Origin of the sequence: Variovorax sp. (assembly GCF_035634955.1) — a bacterium.
Classification (GTDB): Bacteria; Pseudomonadota; Gammaproteobacteria; order Burkholderiales; family Burkholderiaceae_C; genus Variovorax.
Map to the genome: position 1 here is coordinate 65,915 of NZ_DASQBZ010000020.1, position 16,840 is coordinate 82,754.

General features: G+C 70.2%; 12 protein-coding genes. 6 read left to right on the forward strand and 6 right to left on the reverse strand.

Annotated features, from left to right (window positions below; translation table 11 throughout):
• Positions 1-2: 2 nt before the first annotated feature.
• The gene (locus VES41_RS09675) at positions 3-1,865 is read right to left on the reverse strand and encodes an ABC transporter ATP-binding protein (protein ID WP_324816093.1); all 1,863 of its coding nucleotides are present in this window, start codon (positions 1,863-1,865) and stop codon (positions 3-5) included.
• 509 nt (positions 1,866-2,374) lie between these two features.
• Here VES41_RS09675 and VES41_RS09680 point away from each other — a divergent pair.
• The 6 genes from VES41_RS09680 (at position 2,375) to VES41_RS09705 (ending at position 10,918) form a co-directional block, all read left to right on the forward strand.
• On the forward strand, positions 2,375-4,258 hold the full coding sequence (locus tag VES41_RS09680) for a nucleoside-diphosphate sugar epimerase/dehydratase (protein ID WP_324816470.1): 1,884 nt from the start codon (positions 2,375-2,377) through the stop codon (positions 4,256-4,258).
• A 79-nt stretch (positions 4,259-4,337) separates the two neighbouring features.
• Positions 4,338-5,144 carry a translesion DNA synthesis-associated protein ImuA gene (imuA, locus tag VES41_RS09685; protein ID WP_324816096.1) on the forward strand — a complete coding sequence of 269 codons (807 nt, stop codon included), beginning with the start codon at positions 4,338-4,340 and terminating at the stop codon, positions 5,142-5,144.
• Positions 5,113-6,534 carry a DNA polymerase Y family protein gene (locus tag VES41_RS09690; RefSeq protein WP_324816098.1) on the forward strand — a complete coding sequence of 474 codons (1,422 nt, stop codon included), beginning with the start codon at positions 5,113-5,115 and terminating at the stop codon, positions 6,532-6,534. The genes imuA and VES41_RS09690 overlap by 32 nt, the downstream gene beginning before the upstream one ends.
• Complete coding sequence (locus VES41_RS09695; protein ID WP_324816100.1) at positions 6,527-9,883, forward strand: error-prone DNA polymerase; 3,357 nt, start codon at positions 6,527-6,529, stop codon at positions 9,881-9,883. The genes VES41_RS09690 and VES41_RS09695 overlap by 8 nt, the downstream gene beginning before the upstream one ends.
• Positions 9,884-9,904: 21 nt before the next feature.
• A complete protein-coding gene (locus VES41_RS09700) occupies positions 9,905-10,678 on the forward strand; it encodes a hypothetical protein (RefSeq protein WP_324816103.1) in 774 nt (257 codons plus the stop codon).
• A gap of 45 nt (positions 10,679-10,723) precedes the next feature.
• The gene (locus VES41_RS09705) at positions 10,724-10,918 is read left to right on the forward strand and encodes a hypothetical protein (protein ID WP_324816105.1); all 195 of its coding nucleotides are present in this window, start codon (positions 10,724-10,726) and stop codon (positions 10,916-10,918) included.
• A 25-nt stretch (positions 10,919-10,943) separates the two neighbouring features.
• Here the strand turns inward: VES41_RS09705 and VES41_RS09710 are convergent, their stop codons facing one another.
• The 5 genes from VES41_RS09710 to VES41_RS09730 form a co-directional block, all read right to left on the reverse strand.
• Positions 10,944-11,435 (reverse strand): hypothetical protein, encoded by a 492-nt coding sequence (locus VES41_RS09710; RefSeq protein WP_324816108.1) that lies wholly within the window; start codon positions 11,433-11,435, stop codon positions 10,944-10,946.
• Positions 11,436-11,622: 187 nt separating this feature from the next.
• Complete coding sequence (gene wecB, locus VES41_RS09715; RefSeq protein ID WP_324816111.1) at positions 11,623-12,795, reverse strand: non-hydrolyzing UDP-N-acetylglucosamine 2-epimerase; 1,173 nt, start codon at positions 12,793-12,795, stop codon at positions 11,623-11,625.
• A 324-nt stretch (positions 12,796-13,119) separates the two neighbouring features.
• On the reverse strand, positions 13,120-15,174 hold the full coding sequence (gene fusA, locus VES41_RS09720) for an elongation factor G (protein WP_324816113.1): 2,055 nt from the start codon (positions 15,172-15,174) through the stop codon (positions 13,120-13,122).
• A gap of 76 nt (positions 15,175-15,250) precedes the next feature.
• Positions 15,251-15,874 carry a class I SAM-dependent methyltransferase gene (locus VES41_RS09725; RefSeq protein WP_324816115.1) on the reverse strand — a complete coding sequence of 208 codons (624 nt, stop codon included), beginning with the start codon at positions 15,872-15,874 and terminating at the stop codon, positions 15,251-15,253.
• Between the two features lie 29 nt (positions 15,875-15,903).
• Complete coding sequence (locus VES41_RS09730) at positions 15,904-16,785, reverse strand: LysR family transcriptional regulator (RefSeq protein ID WP_324816117.1); 882 nt, start codon at positions 16,783-16,785, stop codon at positions 15,904-15,906.
• Between the last annotated feature and the right edge of the window lie 55 nt (positions 16,786-16,840).

The window sequence follows — 16,840 nt, forward strand, 5'->3', positions numbered from 1 at the left end:
CGTCAGGCGGTGGCCCATTCCTCGGCCTCCTCGCCAAGGAAGCCGCCGCTCTGGTGCGCCCACAGGCGCGCGTACAGGCCGCCCTTGGCCAGCAGGGCGGCGTGGTCGCCTTCTTCCACGACGCGGCCTTCGTCGAGCACGATCAGCCGGTCCATTGCGGCGATGGTCGACAGCCGGTGCGCGATGGCGATCACCGTCTTGCCTTCCATGAGCGTGTAGAGGCTTTCCTGGATGGCGTGCTCGACCTCGGAGTCGAGCGCGCTGGTGGCCTCGTCGAGCAGGAGGATCGGTGCATCCTTGAGCATGACCCGCGCGATGGCGATGCGCTGGCGCTGCCCGCCCGAAAGCTTGACGCCGCGCTCGCCGACCTGCGCCGCATAGCCGCGGTGGCCGGCCGGATCGGTCAGCGTCTGGATGAATTCATGCGCCTCGGCGCGCCGGGCAGCCGCCTCGATCTGCGCCGGCGTGGCGTCGTCCGGGCGGCCATAGCCGATGTTGTCGGCCACCGAGCGATGCAGCAGCGACGTGTCCTGGGTCACCATGCCGATGTGCTGGCGAAGCGAGTCCTGCGTGACATGCGCGATGTCCTGGCCGTCGATCAGGATGCGGCCCGACGCCAGGTCGTGGAAGCGCAGCAGCAGGTTCACCAGCGTGGATTTGCCGGCGCCGGACCGTCCGACCAGCCCGATCTTCTCGCCGGGGCGCACGGTGAGCGTCAGGTCGTCGATCACCAGGCGGCCTTCTTCGCCATCCGCACCGTAGCGAAAGCTCACGTGGTCGAAACGCACCTCGCCGCGCGGCACCGACAGGCGGGTGGCATCCGGCGCATCCACCACCGTGCGCGGACGCGACAGTGTCTTCATGCCGTCCTGCACGGTGCCGATGTTCTCGAACAGCCCGGTCATCTCCCACATGATCCAGTGCGACATGCCCTGCAGCCGCAGCGCCATCGCCGTGGAGGCGGCCACCGCGCCAACTCCCACCGTGCCTTCGGACCACAGCCACAGCGCCATGCCGGCCATGCCGGCGGTCAGGCCCATGCTGAGCGTGTGGTTGACGATCTCGAAGGCGCTGACCAGGCGCATCTGGCCATAGCCGGTGACGATGAAATCCTGCATTGCCGAGCGTGCGAAGGCCGCCTCGCGCTGCGTGTGCGAGAACAGCTTGACGGTGGCGATGTTGGTGTAGGCGTCGGTCACGCGGCCCGTCATGAGCGAGCGCGCGTCGGCCTGCGCCTTGCCGATGTGGCCCAGGCGCGGCACGAAATAGACCATGGCGCCCACGTACAGCACCAGCCAGATCAGGAAGGGCCAGATCATCGCGCCGGCGAACACGCCGGCCAGGATGACCATGGTGGCCACGTAGACCACCATCGCCACCAGCACGTCGGCCAGCACGAACACCGTGTCGCGCACCGCCAGCGCGGTCTGCATCACCTTGGTCGTGATGCGACCGGCGAACTCGTCCTGGTAGAAGGCCATGCTCTGGCCGAGCATCAGGCGGTGGAAGTTCCAGCGCAGGCGCATCGGCAAGTTCACCGCCAGCGTCTGGTGCTTGACGATGGTCTGCAGCGCCACCACGACGATGCTGCCCACCAGCGCCAGGCCGAGCCACATCAGCGTATGGCCGCGTTGCGCCCACAAGCCCTCCGGCGACACGCCGGACAGCCAGTCCACCACGCGCCCGAGGATGGCGAACAGCAAGGCCTCGAAGCTCGACATCCCGGCGGTGAGCAGCGCCATGGCCAGGATCTTGCCGCGCACGCCGTCGGTGCAGTTCCAGAGAAAGGCAAAGAACCGTCCCGGCGGTGGCGGCGGTTCGTCGGCGGGGTAGGGGTGCAGCAGTTTTTCGAAGAATCGGAACACGTCGGGGACTCCAGGGCGTGGCGACTCTAGCGCATGGCACGGCACGGCATGGTGTCCAGGGGAATAGTCAATTCGGCAATTGAGTGACTGCTATTCGCGTCATTCAACGATTGTTTGTTCTTCTTTTCGGGATAAACGGAGCCTGAAATCCGCATTACTTCACGGCGAATTTTCTGCGCATAGAAATGCACCCTTCAAGACGAGGTGCGGCGCTAAACTGCTTGGTGGTCGCGCATTCGCAGGGCGCGATCCGATTTCTGGTCAGAGTTTTGTCGGGGAATTGTTGCTTAATTGTCTCTTTGCGGAATTGGGGTTTCTTCCGTCCGGCAATGAGCGGCACTGCTCGTCGACGTCGGGGGCGAGGCGCTTCCAGAATTTGCGTCGCCCGTTGAAGGGAGTGGGAGTTGTCAACAAGAAAAGGCCCCGAAAAGGGCCTCGGTTTTCGTCGGCGGTGCGCATTGCGAATCGTCGCCCTGCCGCGCCTGGCCAAGAGCCTGCTGGCGCTCGGAATGGATGCCCTGTTGTGCGCATTGACCGTGTGGCTGGCGATGTCGGTGCGCCTCGAGCAATGGGTGCCCTTGCACGGCCGCCCTTATCTATCGAGCGCGGGTACGGCCCTGGCCCTGGCCTTGCCGATCTTCGCGGCCTTCGGGTTGTACCGCACCATCCTTCGCTACGGCGGCTCGATGGTGCTGCGCATCACGGGGCGGGCTTGCCTGGCGTACGGCGTGCTGTTCTGCGCGGTTCTTGCGCTGGTGGGTGTGAACGGGGTGCCGCGCAGCGTCGGCCTGACGCAGCCGCTGCTGCTGTGGGCGGCCGTCAGCCTCTCGCGCGTGGCCGCCCGCCGTTGGCTGGGGCGGCCGGCGACCGGGCCGGGCGCGGGCGGCGAACGCGCCGTCACCCTGATCTATGGCGCGGGCTCCGCCGGACAGCAACTGGCGCAGGCCCTGGCCGTGCATCCCGAATGGCATGTGGCCGGCTTCCTGGACGACGACCGCCGCCTGCATGGCGGCACCATCAACGGCCTGCGCGTACATGGCACGCATGACATGGCCGCGCTGGTTCGCCGGCTGAACGTGAGCATGGTGCTGCTGGCCGTTCCGTCGGTGCCGCGCAAGCGCCGCAACGAGATCCTGCAGGCCCTCGTGTCGGCGCAGGTTCCGGTACGTACGTTGCCCGGCCTGATGGACCTGGCCCACGGCCGCATCCACACCAGCGACCTGCGCGAGCCGGACATCGACGACCTGCTCGGGCGCGACGCCGTCGCGCCGCAGCCTGAACTGCTGGCCCGCAACACCCGCGGCAAGGTGGTGCTGGTCACCGGCGCGGGCGGATCCATCGGCAGCGAGTTGTGCCGGCAGATCCTCAGGGGCGAGCCGCAGACGGTGCTGCTGGTGGAGTCGAGCGAATACGCGCTCTACGCTATCCATGCCGAGTTGCAGCAGTGGCTGGCCGTGCACGGCGGGCCCGGACCGGGCGCGCGCCTGGTGCCGCTGCTGGCGTCGGTGCGCGAGGCGCCGCGCATGCGCGAGATCATGCGCGCCTGGCGTCCGCAGACGGTCTACCACGCGGCAGCCTACAAGCACGTGCCGCTGGTCGAGCACAACGTCGCGGAAGGCGTGAAGAACAACATCTTCGGCACGCTGGTCACGGCGCAGGTGGCGAGCGAGTGCGGCGTCGACGATTTCGTGCTCGTCAGCACCGACAAGGCGGTGCGTCCCACCAACGTCATGGGCACCAGCAAGCGCGTGGCGGAAATGGCGCTGCAGGCACTGGCGGCGCATACGGACGGCTTCGGCACGTGCTTTTGCATGGTCCGCTTCGGCAACGTGCTGGGCTCGTCGGGCTCGGTGGTGCCGCTGTTCAGGCGCCAGATTCGCGAAGGCGGCCCCATCACGCTCACGCACGACGAGATGACGCGCTATTTCATGACCATCCCGGAGGCCGCACAACTGGTGATCCAGGCCGGCGCCATGGCCAGCGGCGGAGATGTGTTCGTGCTGGACATGGGCGAGCCCGTGCGCATCGGCGACCTGGCGCGCCGCATGGTGGAGCTGTCGGGCCTCACGGTGTGCGACGAGCACCATCCCGAAGGCGACATCGCGATCCGGGTCACCGGCCTGCGCCCGGGCGAGAAGCTCTACGAGGAACTGCTGATCGGCGACGACCCGCTGCCGACGCAGCATCCGCGCATCATGAAGGCGCACGAGGACTTCCTCTCGTGGGAAGAACTGGAGCGGCGCCTGGCGCGCCTGGAACATGCCCTGGCGGTCAACGACGTGTCGCGCATCCGCGAGTTGCTGCGCCAGATGGTGCACGGCTATCGGCCGGAGGGCCGGGTGGTGGACTGGGTCCACGAGGAGCAGCGCCTGAACGGGTTGCGGGCGGCTTGAACCCGGGTAAAAAGAACATTTCGAAGGGGCTTGGCGTCGGCAGCAATACTGTATAAAAATACAGTTTTGTGGTCTGCCCATGAGCCTTTCATCCTTCGACGATTCTCCGCTCGCGGCGCACCACGGCATCTGGCGCGGGGATGAACTGGGCACCGCCGAGGCGGCGGTGCTGCCCACCGGCCATGCCCCGCTCGACGCGCAGTTGCCCGGTGGTGGCTGGCCCCTGGGAGCATTGACCGAATTGCTGCAGGCACGCCCCTCGGCCCACGCCTGGCAGTTGCTGCTGCCGGGGCTGGTGCTGGCGGTGCAGCGACGGCCGGGGCCGGTGGTGCTGCTGGGCGCTCCCTGCGAGCCCTTTGCCCCGGCGCTGGCCGCCGCCGGCCTGGCACCCGAGGCATTGATGTGGGTCCGCAGCGAGGCACCGGCGGCGCGCCTGTGGGCCTGCGAACAGGCATTGCGCTGCGCCGACGTGGCGGCGGTGCTGGCCTGGCTGCCGGCCGCGCGCGTGGGCGAACTGCGCCGGCTGCAGGTGGTGGCGGCGCAGCACGAGGCGCTGCTGTTCGTCTGCCGGCCCGAGGCGCTGGCGGCATCGGCCTCGCCGGCGCGCCTGCGCCTGCGCCTGGCCGCCGCCGGGCCGCAGCAGATGGACGTCCACATTCTCAAGCGCCGTGGCCCGCCGCTGGCGGCGCCGGTCGTGCTGCCGGCGCGCAGCCAGCGCATGGCCGCGTTGCTGGCCGCCAGCCAGTTGCGGCGCAAGGCGCGCCAGCAGCAGGCCGGCGGTTCGCCCCTGGCCGGCGCGCCGGTGGTGCGCATCGCCGTACCGGCGCTGGCCGGACTACAGGAGGAGCATGGTCATGCTGTGGATCGCCTTGCAATGGCGGCCTGAACTGGTCGACGGGGCGCCGCCCGAATCCGGCACGCCGGATGCCGACCCGTTGCCCGACCGCGAGACGCTGGGTTGGTGGGCGCTGCAGTTCACGCCGCGCGTCACCTGGCTGGAAGAGGCGCTGCTGCTGGAGGTCTCGGCCTGCGAGCGCCTGTGGGGTGGGCGGCGTGGCCTGCTGCACGAACTGGCGCGCAGCAATCCGGCGCCCGGGGTGCGGCTGCTGTCGGCCCTGGGGGCCACGGCCCTGGTGGCGCTGGCACGCCTGCGCCTGCGCGCGCGCGGCGCGGCGCTGCCCGAGCCGCGTGATCTGCCCGGCGCGCTGCCGCTGGACACCCTCGATGCCGCCCGGGCCCACCTCGAACTGCTGGCGCGCATGGGCTGCCGCACCTGGGGCGAACTGGATGCGCTGCCGCGCGGCGGCCTGGCGCGCCGTTTCGGCGCCGGCCTGCGTACGGCCCTGGACGCCGCCTGGGGCCGCGTGCCCGAGCGCCACGTCTGGCTGCAGTTGCCGGAAACCTTCGACCAAGCCATCGACCTGCCGGCGCTGGCCGAGAGCGCGCCGGCGCTCATGGGTGCAGCCAACCGGCTCCTGTCGGGCCTGCAGCAGTGGCTGCGCGCGCGCCAGCGCGGCGTGCTGGCGGTCGAACTGCAATGGACGCTGGATCTGCGCCGCGTCGACGGTGTCGACCTGCCGCGCCACGAGCAGGTCAACGTACGCACCGCGCAGCCGGTGCAGGACATGGCCCACCTGCGCCGCCTGCTGAACGAGCGCCTGGCCCGCACCCGCCTGTCCGCGCCGGCCAACGCGCTGCGCCTGCATGCGCTGGAAAGCGCACCCTGGACGGCCGCCAGCACCAGCTTCCTGCCCGAGGACAACCGGCAGGGCGACCGACTGCACGAACTGGTGGAGCGCCTGGGCGCGCGCCTGGGTCCTGGCCAGGTGGTGGTGCCGGTGGCTCGGGCCGACCATCGGCCCGAGCGCATGCAGGACTGGCAGCCGGCCACGGGAAAGCTGCCGACGCCGCCCAGGCGGGCCGCGGCCAGCGGCCGGACATCCGCGCGAGGTGCCGCGGCTTCCGGCGGCGCGGCAGAGAACGCAACCCAGGGGGGCGGCGCGCCGGCTGCGCTTTATCCATCCTGGCTGCTGCGCGAACCGCTGGCGCTGGAAGTGCGCGAAGGGCATCCGCATTACCAGGGGCGGTTGTTGCGCCTGAGCGGTCCGCAACGGGTGGAAGCCGGCTGGTGGGAGCAGGGGCAACTGGCGGTGCGCGATTACTACATCGCCGAAAGCCCGGGTGCGGGCCTGGTATGGATCTACCGCGAGCGGCCGATCGCCTGGCTGGCCGCCGACACTGCGCCGCACTGGTTCCTGCAGGGCCTGTATGCCTGAACTGAGCGACAAGGAACTGCGCGCGCGCCGCGCCAGGAAGGTGCTGCAACTGCCGCCCCGCCCGGCACCGGCGCGACCCCCGGTGATGGCCTTGCCGGACTACGCCGAGCTGCATTGCGTATCCAATTTCAGCTTCCAGCGCGGCGCCTCGCATCCGGAGGAACTGGTCGAGCGGGCCTATGGCCTGGGCTACGCGGCGCTGGCCATCACCGACGAATGCTCGGTGGCCGGCGTGGTGCGCGCGCACGTGGGGCTGCGCGAGCACCTCGAGACGCTGACAGAGGACGAACGCACACATCCCGAACGGCCGCCGCATCCGCGCAACGAAGCCTTCCGCCTGCTGCCCGGCAGCGAGTTCGACTTTGGCCGCTGCCGCCTGGTGGTGCTGCCGCACGACCTGGAAGGCTGGGCGCGGCTGTGCGAGTTCATCAGCGCAGCCCGCATGCACGCCGACAAGGGCACCTACCACGTCGACTGGCTGACGAGCGACCTGGCTTCGCTCGCGCACTGCGAGGTGCTGTTCGTGCCCCGGCGCGTGGCAGGCGCGGTGCCCGACATGGCGGGCCTGTGCGCCGACCTGGCGCATGCGGCCGGCCTGTTCGGCCGGCACCTGTGGCTGGCGGTCGAGTTGCCCAACGAATTCGACGACGACCTGTGGCTGGCCGCGCTGCAGCAGGCCGGCGCCGCTACCGGCGTGCCGCTGGTGGCCAGCGGCGACGTGCACATGCACCTGCGCTCCCGCAAGGCGCTGCAGGACGCGATCACCGCGGTGCGCGAGGGCAGGCCGGTGCACGAATGCGGCTTCGCGCTGCAGGGCAATGCCGAGCGGCACCTGCGCCACCGCATGCGGCTGGCCGGCCTCTTTCCGCCCGAGCTGCTGGCCAGCACGCTGGTGGTGGCCGGGCGCTGCCGCTTCAGCCTGGACGAGATTCGCGCCCACTACCAGTACCCGCTCGAGAACGTCGGCAATGGCGAGACACCGGCCCGGACCCTGGCGCGCAAGACATGGGCCGGCGCGCAGCAGCGCTATCCCGGAGGCATTCCGCCGAAGGTCCGGGACAAGGTCGCGCACGAACTGGCGCTGATCGGCGAGATGGGCTACGAGATGTTCTTCCTCACGGTGGAAGACATCGTGCGCTTCGCCAGGGAGAGGAACATCCTGTGCCAGGGCCGCGGCTCCTCGGCCAACTCGGCGGTGTGCTATTGCCTGGGCATCACCGCCATCGACCCCGACACCGGCAACCTGCTGTTCGAGCGCTTCATGAGCCGCGAACGGCGCGAGCCGCCGGACATCGACGTCGACTTCGAGCACCAGCGGCGCGAGGAAGTCATCCAGTACATCTACGGCAAGTACGGCCGCGAGCGGGCCGCCATCGCGGCGGTGGTGATCCGCTACCGCTCGCGCAGCGCGCTGCGCGACATGGGCAAGGCGCTGGGCGTGGACGAGCGCCTGGTCGACGAGTTCGCCAAGGACCACTACTGGTTCAGCGACGCGGTCATGGCCGAGCGCCTGCAGGAGGCGCAGGCGCGGTGCGGCGTACGGGAAGATCCCTTCCGGCTGGCGCTGTGGATCGAGCTCACGCAGGCGCTCCGGGGCTTTCCGCGTCACCTGAGCCAGCACGTGGGCGGCTTCGTGCTCACCCAGGGGCGGCTCACCCGGCTGGTGCCGGTCGAGAACGCAGCCATGAAAGACCGCTCCATCATCCAGTGGGAAAAGGACGACCTGGAAGCCATGGGCATGCTCAAGGTCGACGTGCTGGCGCTGGGCATGCTCAGCGCCATCCGGCGCGCGCTCGACCTGCGCGCCCATTGGCGCGGCGTGCCGCTGGGCATGCACCACATTCCCCAGGGCGATGCCGCGGTGTACGACATGATCTGCGAGGCCGACACCATCGGCGTGTTCCAGATCGAGAGCCGCGCCCAGATGTCGATGCTGCCGCGCCTGCAGCCGCGCTGCTACGCCGACCTGGTGATCGAGGTGGCGATCGTGCGCCCCGGCCCGATCCAGGGCGGCATGGTGCATCCTTACCTGAAGAACCGAGAGAAGCTGCGGCGCGGCGAGGCGGTGCCCGAGCCGTACCCGGCGCTGCACCCCGCACTGGGGCGCACCCTGGGCGTGCCGATCTTCCAGGAGCAGGTGATGCAGATCGCCATGATCGCCGCCGCCTTCACGGCCGACCAGGCCGACCGGCTGCGCCGCTCCATGGCGGCATGGAAGCGCAAGGGCGGCATCGAGAAGTTCTACGAGCCGCTGGTCGATGGCATGGTCGCGCGCGGCTATGCGCGCGAGTTCGCCGAGGGCATCTTCCAGCAGATACTGGGCTTCGGCGAATACGGCTTTCCGGAAAGCCACGCCGCCAGCTTCGCGCTGCTGGTGTACGTGAGCGCCTGGATCAAGCAGCACGAGCCGGCCTGCTTCCTGGCGGCGCTGCTCGACTCGCAGCCCATGGGGTTCTATTCGCCCTCGCAACTGGTGCAGGACGCGCGCCGCCACGGGGTGGAAGTGCGCCCGGTGGACGTGTGCGTGAGCGAGCTCGACTGCACGCTGGAGGCGCGCGCGGCCGATGCCTCGCCGGTGCCGCAGCTCGAGCCGCGCCTGGCCGGGCGCCAGGGCGATGCCGGGCAGCCGGCGGTGCGCCTGGGCCTGCGCCGCGTGGTCGGCCTGAGCGAGGAGGGGTCAACGCGCATCGTGGAGTCGCGCGCACGCGGGCCCTTCGCCGACGCCGAGGACCTGGCCCTGCGCGCCGGGCTGGATGCCGGCGACATGGCGGCCCTGGCCGCGGCCGATGCGCTGATGTCGCTGGCCGGCCACCGGCGCCAGCAGGTGTGGGAGGCCACCGCCCAGCGGCGGGCGCCCGCGTTGCTCAAGGGCGTGCCGATCCACGAGCCGCCGCTGGCCTTGCCGGCCGCCCCCGAAGGCGAGGAGATCGTGGGCGACTACGCCTCGCTGGGCTTCACCCTGCGCCGGCATCCGCTGGCGCTGCTGCGCCCGCGGCTGGCGCGCATGCGCCTGTCGAGTGCGGCGCAGCTGCGCGACGCGCCCAGCGGGCGCACGGTGCGCGCCTGCGGCATCGTCATGGGCCGCCAGCGTCCGCAGACCGCCAACAACACGATGTTCGTCACGCTGGAGGACGAAACCGGCAACGTCAACGTGATCGTCTGGCAAGACGTGGCCGAGGCCTGGCGCGAGCCGCTGCTCAAGGCGAAGCTGCTCGCCGTGCAAGGTACCTGGCAACGCGACACCGGCAGCGGCGGCGAGGTGCGCCATGTGCTGGCCACCGGCTTCAAGGACCTGACGCCGCTGCTGGGGCGCCTGGCCGAGCAAAGCCGCAGCCGCGATTTCCATTGAAGAAGGCGCTACGCTCATTGCATGTCCGAATCCTTCATAGCCCCTGGGCACGGCATTCCGTTCGGGCGCCAGCATGCGCGGCGCTTGCGCGAGATGTACCGCTCGGCCGGCTGGCCCTGCCAGGACGGCATCGAGGTGGAATTGCTGGCGGCCGGGCTGCTGGAGCGGATGCGCTCGCCGCTGGGCCACGAGACGCTGCGCGTGACCGAGGCCGGCATCCAGCGCATTGCCGATACGCTGGTGGTCAACCGCGCCGTGATGACGGCGCACGAGGCGCTGGTCGAGCAGGTCGCGCGCGAGATGACGCGTGCCGGCCGCATCGCCTGGCGCGGCCTGGCACTGCGGGCCCGCGTGCCCGGCGCGAAGGAGGGCGAGCCGCCGCGCTGGTGCATCGCCAGGCCGGACGTCTTTTCCATCCGCAACACCAGCGTCGAAGCCTATGCCCATCCGGTGGTGCACGAGATCAAGGTGCGCCGGGCCGACCTGCTGTCGGACCTGCGCAAGCCCGACAAGCGTGCCGCCTACCTGGATCTGGGCGGCGAGTGCTGGTACGTGCTGGGCGAAGACGCGCGCGGCCGGTCGATCGCGCGGCCCGACGAGGTCCCGCCCGAGTGCGGCGTGCTGCTCGTGCAACAGGAGCGGCTGGTCGTCGCGCGGCCGGCGGCGCATCGTCCACAGGAGAGGCTGCCCTTCGGCGTGTGGATGGCGCTGGCGAAGGCACAGCCTGTGCCCGGTTTCGACGAACAGGCCCAGGGCCTTCTGGGCGATATGCCGAAAGACAGGATTGCGAAGTAGTACGGATGGATACACAATCCACAGGTAAGAACAATGTCTTACTAAATGTCCCAAGACCGCAACCCCTACTACGACTCGGTGCGCCACAAGGCCGACCGCTCCGAATTCGCTTCGCTGCGCGCTGGCCTGGAGCCGCGCCGGCGTCCCGCGGCGGGCGCGCGCAGTCCCTGGCTCGCGATCGCGCTGGCGATCGGGGCGCTCGTCGTGGTTGCCGCGCTCGTGCGGCATTACCTGGCCTGACGCGGGCACCAACCCGCGGCGCCGCCTAGCGCCTCGGCCGGCGCGCCCGGGCGGCGGCAATCCGCTGGTTGAGCGAGAAGGTCATTTCCGGCAGCCGGCCGGCGCTGCTGCACCAGATGGCGCGGCGGCGCTCCACCTCCGCGTCTTCGCTGGGCGCGAAGACCGGGCCCGTTCCGGGACCCCGCCGCTGATCGAACACCTCCAGCAGTCCGACCCATCCCGTGGGCGGCAGCGCGCGCGAGATGGCCCGCAGGTACTCCGCGGTGTCGGGTTCGCTCATCCGGTGCGTGCCGAGGCCGTCCTGGACGATCCACACGACGCCGGTCTCGCGGTGCAGGAGCGCCAGCAGGGCGGCGAACTGTTCCGGCTTGCTGGCCCTAGAGAAGAAGGCGCTGGCGTACACCGGCCGCTCGGCTTCGCCGGGGACGAGCCGCGCCAGCCCGTCACGCATGGCGGCCAGGTAGTCGCGCAGCGCCCGGTGCGGCTGCGACAGCACCTGGTAGTAGTCGGCGCCCATGTACAGCCCATGATCAGGCGCAGGCCCTGCCAGCGCGCAAGCCCCGTCTCCAGCCAGCGCGGACCGTTGGCCGGCCAGAACCTGGTGTCGCCATGGCGGATCCATTGAATGACCACGCGGGTATAGCCTACGCCCTGCGCCAAGATGCCGACGGCGAGCCAGAAGGCGGCGAGCGCGTCGATTCAGTTCACGCGGCCACCCTGTCCCAGCGCGCCAGCGCGGTGGTGATCTGCAAGGCGGCGGTGCCGTCGCCGTAGGGGTTGTGCGCCTGCGCCATGCGGCGGTAGGCGGCAGCGTCGTCCAGCAGCTCGTTGACGGCGGCCACGATGCGCGGGCAGTCGGCGCCCACCAGCGCGGCGGTGCCGGCCTCGATCGCCTCGGGCCGCTCGGTGGTCTCGCGCATCACTAGCACCGGCTTGCCCAGCACCGGCGCCTCTTCCTGCAGGCCGCCACTGTCGGTAAGCACCAGGTGGCACTGCTTGAGCAGCCACACGAACGGCAGGTAGTCCTGCGGCTCGATCAGGTGCACGTTCGGCCTTCCGGAGAGCAATGCGCGCACCGGCGCCTGCACGTTGGGATTGAGGTGCACCGGATAGACGATCTGCACGTCCGGCCGATCGGCCAGCGTGGCAAGCGCGGCGCAGATCTGCTCGAAACCGTCGCCGAAGTTCTCGCGCCGGTGGCCGGTGACGAGGATCAGCCGGCGCCCGGGGGCCAGCGCGGGCAGGGCGGCGGCCTGCCGCGCGGCGAGGGCCGTGTCTTCGTCGAGGCGCTGGCTGACGAGCTTTAGCGCGTCGATCACGGTGTTGCCGGTGATGGCGATGCGCGCCGCCGGCACGCCCTCGCCCAGCAGCGCATCGGCCGCGCGCTGCGTCGGAGCGAAATGCAGCTGCGCCACGATGCCGGTGACCCGCCGGTTGAACTCCTCCGGCCAGGGCGCGTAGAGGTTGCCGGTGCGCAGGCCGGCTTCGACGTGCCCAACGGGAATGCGCCGGTAGAAGGCAGCCAGGCCGGCGACGAAGCTGGTGGTGGTGTCGCCATGCACCAGCACGACGTCCGGCGCGTCGCGCTCGAGCACCGCGTCCAGGGCTTCGAGGGCGCGCGCGCTCAGGCCGGCCAGGCTCTGGCCGGCGCGCATCAGGTCCAGGTCGTCGTCGGGTACGAGGCCGAACAGCGCGAGCACCTGGTCGAGCATCTCGCGGTGCTGGGCGGTCACGCACAAGCGGCAGGCAAAGCGGGCATCGGCCTTCAGGGCCAGCACCAATGGCGCCATCTTGATGGCCTCCGGGCGGGTGCCGAAGACGCAAAGGACCTTCAGGGGTGGAGAGCGGTACGAGGCGGAGGTCGTCGAATCGGTCATGCGTGACTGAGGATGGCTGGAACTGCGGCGACCGGCGGATCATGCCTCATCCGGCCGCCTGTGCCGACGCATGCGCCCGCTGGCGCTCTGACATGTGGCGACATCTGTTGCACGGCCCGGCGCGTTGCCGGTGGGCAACGCACCTCAGCCGACTATTAGGCACTACGTCCTACAGCGGCGCCAAAGGACAAGGGCTGGGCCTTGTCGTCCTGCGTCCGACGCGGGGCTGGATGAGGGACTACGCGTCGCGCCAGGCGGTTGCGTGTCAATGGCACCAGCCACCGTCGCATGGCTACGCCTGCCAGTAGCTGCGAACCGGCGCGGTCAATCCTCGGCGCGGTGCTGCGCGGTCAAGGTCTGCTGGACCGATGGCGGCACCGCCTCGTAGTGCGACAGCGCCATGGTGTAGCGCCCCTGGCCGCTGGTCAGCGCATTGAGGCGCGACTGGTAGCCCGACAGCTCCGACAGCGGCACGCGGCCGCGGATCTGCACGGCGCCGCTGGTCTCGCTGGCGGTGCCGCTGACCATGCCGCGCCGGCTCGACAGATCGCCGGTGATGTCGCCGATGGTCTCCTCGGGCGCCGCGATGTCGATGTCCACCACGGGCTCGAGCACGATCGGCCGCGCCGCGCGGATCGCTTCGATGAACGCCTTGCGGCCGGCGGTGGCGAAGGCGATGTCCTTGCTGTCCACGCTGTGGTGCTTGCCGTCGTAGACGATCACGCGCACGTCCACCACCGGGTAGCCGGCGATGGCGCCATGCTGCAGCACCTCGCGCACGCCTTTTTCCACCGCCGGGATGAACTGCCCGGGGATGGTGCCGCCGCGCACCTCATCGACGAACTCGAAGCCGGCGCCGCGTTCGAGCGGCTCGATGCGCAGGAACACCTCGCCGAACTGGCCGGCGCCTCCGGTCTGCTTCTTGTGGCGGTGATGGCCTTCGGCCGGCGCCGTCACCGTCTCGCGGTAGGCGATGCGCGGCGGGCGGGTGTTGACCTCGAAGCGGTAGACCTCCTGCAGGCGCTCGAGCAGCACGCGAAGATGCAGTTCGCCCAGGCCGTAGACGACCGTCTCGTTGGTGGCCGCGACGTGCTCGAGGCGCAGGCACGGGTCTTCGTCGACCAGCTTGCCGAGAATTTCCCACATGCGCTGCTCGTCGCCATGGCGCCGGGGCTCCACGGCCAGGCCGTGCACGGGCACCGGGAAGTCCAGCGGCGCCAGGTGCACGTGGTCATCCTCCGCGGCGTCGTGCAGCACGGCGTCGAAATGGAGATCGTCCACCTTGGCTACCGCGGCGATGTCGCCCGGCAGGAGCCGGCCCGCGGGCACGTGCTCCTTGCCCTGGAGCATGAACAGGTTGCCGACCTTGAAGGGCTTGCGGCTCGAGCCGATGTACAGCTGGCCGTCGCGCGCCAGCGTGCCCTGATGCACCCGGATAATGCCCATCTTGCCCACGAATGGGTCGACCGAGACCTTGAACACGTGGGCCAGCACGTGCAGCGAAGGGTCGGGCTGCACCTTCAAGGGCCGCGCCTCGTCGCCTTCGCCGACCAGGAAGTCGGGCGGATTGGCTTCGGCCGGATTGGGCAGCAGCTTGACCATGACGTCCAGCAACTCGGCCAGGCCGGCGCCGGTGCGGGCCGAGACGAAGCACACGGGAATGAGGTGGCCCTCGCGCAGCGCCTGCTCCAGCGGCGCGTGCAGTTCGTTCGCGTCGACGTCGCCGTCGTTGAGGTAGCGGTCGACGAAGGCCGCATCGACCTCGACCACCTGCTCGACCAGCGCGCGATGCGCGGCCTCGACCGGCCCGAGGTCGCTGTCGCCTCCGCGGTTGAAGAAGCAGTCGACGACGCGCGCGCCGCCGTCGGCGGGCAGGTTCAGCGGCAGGCATTCACGGCCGAAGGCGGCCTGGATGCGTGCCAGCACGTCGCCGGGCGAGACGCCCTGCGCGTCGATCTTGTTGACGACGATGATGCGGTCGAGGTGGCGTGCCGCGGCGTACGCCATCATGCGCTCGGCCATCGGTTCGATGCCGGTGGCTGCGTTGATGACGATGGCGGCGGTCTCGACCGCCTCCAGCGCCGGCAGGCTCTGGCCCAGGAAATCGGCGCTCCCGGGCGTGTCGATCAGGTGAATTCGGGTGTCGCCATGCGTCAGGTGCATCACCGAGGCGGTGAGCGAGTGCTGCATGCGCCGTTCGATGGGATCGTGGTCGCTCACGGTGCTGCCGCGTTCGACGCTGCCGGCCGCGCCGATCATGCCGGCTGCCTGCAGCAGCGCCTCGGCCAGGGTGGTCTTGCCGCTGGCCGCCGCGCCAACCAGCGCGAGGGTGCGGATCTGTTCCATTTCGGCCGCGAGGCCGTTCGATCGGCTTGGCATGGGCGTCACCTCCGGCCGGGGTGAAGGCCCGGCCGGACCATTATTCGCCCCGCCGGCAGGCTCGCGCAACCCGGGTCTACCTGCGCCAGACACTGGCCAGCCAGGGCTGCTGTTCGCGCGGCAGTCCTTCGGGCCGGTAGAAGTGCTCCAGTTCCGCGAAGCCGGCGCCCTGCATGCGCTCGCGCCAGGCGGACAGGTCGTGGAAGCTGCCGTACCGTTCGCCTCGCCAGCCTTCCTGGCCATCGCCACGCGGGTTGGAGGCGAACAGCACGCCGCCCGGCTTGAGCGCGGCGTGCAGCTGGCGCAGCACGCGCGGCAGCTCCTGGGCCGGCACGTGGAACAGCGAGGCGTTGGCGAACACGCCGTCGAAAGCCGCGGCCGGCAGTTCGAGGGCCAGGAAGTTCTGTTGCAGCACGTCGCAGCCGCTGGCTTCGCGAGCCATGGCGGCGAGCTGCGGCGAGCCTTCGAGGCCGGTGGCGCGATGGCCGAGCCGGGTGAAGGCGATCAGGTCGCGGCCGGGGCCGCAGCCGAAGTCGAGGATCGACAAGGGCGCATCGCCTGGCAGGTGGCGCAGCAGGGCATCGATGTTCTGCCGCACGTCATGCTCCCAGGTGCGTTCCCGGAACTCGATGGCGTTGCGGTCGTAGTGCGCGAGCGTGGTGGCGGTGATGTGGGCGAGGTCGCCGGGTTCGAGGGACATGCGGCCGATGGTATGCCTTGCGGGCCGCCCTACAGCTTCGGCACCGTGGCCAGCAGGAAGTCCTTGAGGACCTGCACCCGCATTGGCTGGCGGCGCGGCGCATGGACGAGGCGCGCGGTCTGCGCGGGCCCGGTCCACTGCGGCAGCAGGCGCACCAGTTCGCCGCGGCGCAGCAGGTCATCGACCATCCAGCGTGGCTGGAGCGATATGCCGGCGCCCGAGCGCACGGCTTCGAGCAAAGCGATCGCGCTGTTGACGCGGTAGCGCACCGGCACTTCCACGGACACGTTTCGGCCGTCGCTGGCGTCCAGCACCAGGGGGGCGTCCGGACCGGCATAGCGCAGGTAGTCGTGCCCGGGCAGATCGGACGGTCGCCGGGGACGGCTCTTGCGCGCGAGGTAGCCGGGGGAGGCGACCAGATAACGCGGCCAGACGGCCAGCGGATGGGCCGCCAGATCCTGCGGCAAGACGCCGCCGATGCGTACCGCCAGGTCGATGCGCTCCTCGACCGGATCGATGAATCGGTCTTCCAGCACCAGCTCGATCCGAAGCTGCGGATGTTCCTGCAAGGCCTGCAGCATCAGCCGGTTGAGATGCAGCTCGCCCAGCGCCACAGGCGCGCTGATGCGCACCAGACCGTGCGGCACGCGCGTTTGCTGGCCGAGCTCGGCGACAGCCTCGTCGTAGTCGACCAGTAGTTGCCGCGCGCTGGCAAGAAAGCGCAGGCCCTCGTCGGTCGGCGTGGCACGCGTGCTGCTGCGTTGCAGCAGCCGTACGCCAAGGTCGCGCTCGAGCCCGGCGACCAGTTTGCTGACAGTGGGCTGCGTGGTGCGCAGCTCGCGCGCCGCGGCTGACAGGCCGCCCAGCTCGACGGCCCGCACGAAGGCGGCGATGGCTCGGAGCCTGTCCATGAGTTATTCCAATTTGTTGGTCCTGCTCTTCCATTCTGCCGTCTTCTGCATCGTT

Bases quoted from the DNA above. Each gene is read 5' to 3' on its own strand.
- VES41_RS09680 (WP_324816470.1), top strand. From the start codon at position 2,375: ATGGATGCCCTGTTGTGCGCATTGACCGTGTGGCTGGCGATGTCGGTG.
- imuA (WP_324816096.1), top strand. From the start codon at position 4,338: ATGAGCCTTTCATCCTTCGACGATTCTCCGCTCGCGGCGCACCACGGC.
- VES41_RS09690 (WP_324816098.1), top strand. From the start codon at position 5,113: ATGCTGTGGATCGCCTTGCAATGGCGGCCTGAACTGGTCGACGGGGCG.
- VES41_RS09695 (WP_324816100.1), top strand. From the start codon at position 6,527: ATGCCTGAACTGAGCGACAAGGAACTGCGCGCGCGCCGCGCCAGGAAG.
- VES41_RS09700 (WP_324816103.1), top strand. From the start codon at position 9,905: ATGTCCGAATCCTTCATAGCCCCTGGGCACGGCATTCCGTTCGGGCGC.
- VES41_RS09705 (WP_324816105.1), top strand. From the start codon at position 10,724: ATGTCCCAAGACCGCAACCCCTACTACGACTCGGTGCGCCACAAGGCC.
- VES41_RS09710 (WP_324816108.1), bottom strand. From the start codon at position 11,435: ATGGGCGCCGACTACTACCAGGTGCTGTCGCAGCCGCACCGGGCGCTG.
- wecB (WP_324816111.1), bottom strand. From the start codon at position 12,795: ATGACCGATTCGACGACCTCCGCCTCGTACCGCTCTCCACCCCTGAAG.
- fusA (WP_324816113.1), bottom strand. From the start codon at position 15,174: ATGCCAAGCCGATCGAACGGCCTCGCGGCCGAAATGGAACAGATCCGC.
- VES41_RS09725 (WP_324816115.1), bottom strand. From the start codon at position 15,874: ATGTCCCTCGAACCCGGCGACCTCGCCCACATCACCGCCACCACGCTC.
- VES41_RS09730 (WP_324816117.1), bottom strand. From the start codon at position 16,785: ATGGACAGGCTCCGAGCCATCGCCGCCTTCGTGCGGGCCGTCGAGCTG.